The sequence below is a fragment of the Jiella mangrovi genome, assembly GCF_017815135.1.
GTDB lineage: Bacteria > Pseudomonadota > Alphaproteobacteria > Rhizobiales > Rhizobiaceae > Jiella > Jiella mangrovi.
In genome coordinates this window covers 1-1,296 of sequence record NZ_JAGJCF010000037.1, presented here as the reverse complement: position 1 = coordinate 1,296, position 1,296 = coordinate 1, and the positions used below count along the sequence as shown (strand labels likewise).

1 protein-coding gene is annotated in these 1,296 nt (G+C 60.0%); it reads right to left on the bottom strand.

The features are described from left to right. Positions 1-34: 34 nt before the first annotated feature. Entirely contained in the window at positions 35-1,222 is a 1,188-nt protein-coding gene (locus J6595_RS22350) for an IS481 family transposase (RefSeq protein WP_209597962.1), read from the bottom strand. Between the last annotated feature and the right edge of the window lie 74 nt (positions 1,223-1,296).

The window sequence follows — 1,296 nt, the reverse complement described above, 5'->3', positions numbered from 1 at the left end:
TGTCCGGCCCGGAGACATGGGTGACAGAACGTTCCTAAGACATGGGTGACAATCTCGTGCCGAACGGATTGTCGATTGTTTGCAAGGTTCTCTGTTCCAGGTCGATATATCCCAGATCGTACCTCATGAAGCTGACGATCCAAATGCCTTCCTCGATCTCCTTGATGTCGAGCCTTTGTCCGGCCATGACGGTCGAGACGTTGATTTTCTTTCTGTGCATGCAGATGCGGCCGCAAGCCGTGACGAGGACGTCCCTGTCATGGAACGGGTATTTGATCTCGGGCAGGCCCCGATAGGCTCTTGAAGAAGGGGCGTAGACTTCACTCGGCGTCTTCATTCCGAGAGCCTCGTGTGGGCGCTCGTCATTGAATTCTCTGACGAATTCGTCGAATCGGGCCTGCTGTTGCAGGCTGTTGACGCCAGGCGGGCGGGTCGTCTCCTTCTTTAAGGTCAGGTGCATGCGTTCGTGGCGGCCGTTCTGCTGCGGATGACCTGGCCTGATCCGCTCGATCGCGATGCCGAGCCTGATCCAGAAGACGGAAAGCTTCGACAGGTTGTACAGCCCGTTTGGCGAGGCGAAGGGCAGACCGTTGTCGGATCGCATCGCCCTCGGCAGACCACGTTCCCTGAACAGGCGCACGAAGGCCTCGATGACGGGATCTTCTTTCGTCGATTCAAGGGCTTCGCAGGTCAGGATCAAGCGTGAGGCCTGGTCGGTCACGGTCAGGGGGTAACAGTACCGACCGTCGCCGGTCTTGAACTCGCCTTTGAAATCCGAGCACCAGAGGTCGTTCGGTTGGAGCGCTTGCGAGAGCTCCGTGCCTGTGGCGGTGAAGCGCCGCCTTTGACGGGCGCGCTTCACCAGGCCGTGCCGGTCGAGAACCGCGTGAACCGTCGAGGTGGCGGGGATGCGCACATCGCCGGCGAGCTTCCTGACCAGGGTCTCCCTGATCTTCCTCGCACCCCAGTACGGCTTGTCCCGCTTGGTGTCGACGATCAGCCGCTCGATCGGGTCCGGCAACTGGTTGGCGTAGCGGACCGGCCGCCGCGAGCGGTCGGTCAGCGCCTCCATGCCTTCCTGCTTATAGCGGTTGAAGATCTTGTAGCCGGTCTTTCGGGAGATCCCGAACGCGCGGCAAACATCACTCATGCCTTCGCCGTCCAGAAGACGGGCCACGAAGCGCAGACGTTCGTCCATAACGGACCTTTCCATCCACGGCATCAACACCTCCCGCAAAGCGAAAAGTGTTACCCATGTCTCCGGTACGAAACGTCACCTATGTCTCGGGTCGGACA

Excerpts from the sequence above, each read along its gene's own strand:
- J6595_RS22350 (WP_209597962.1), bottom strand. The coding sequence starts at position 1,222 with ATGCCGTGGATGGAAAGGTCCGTTATGGACGAACGTCTGCGCTTCGTG.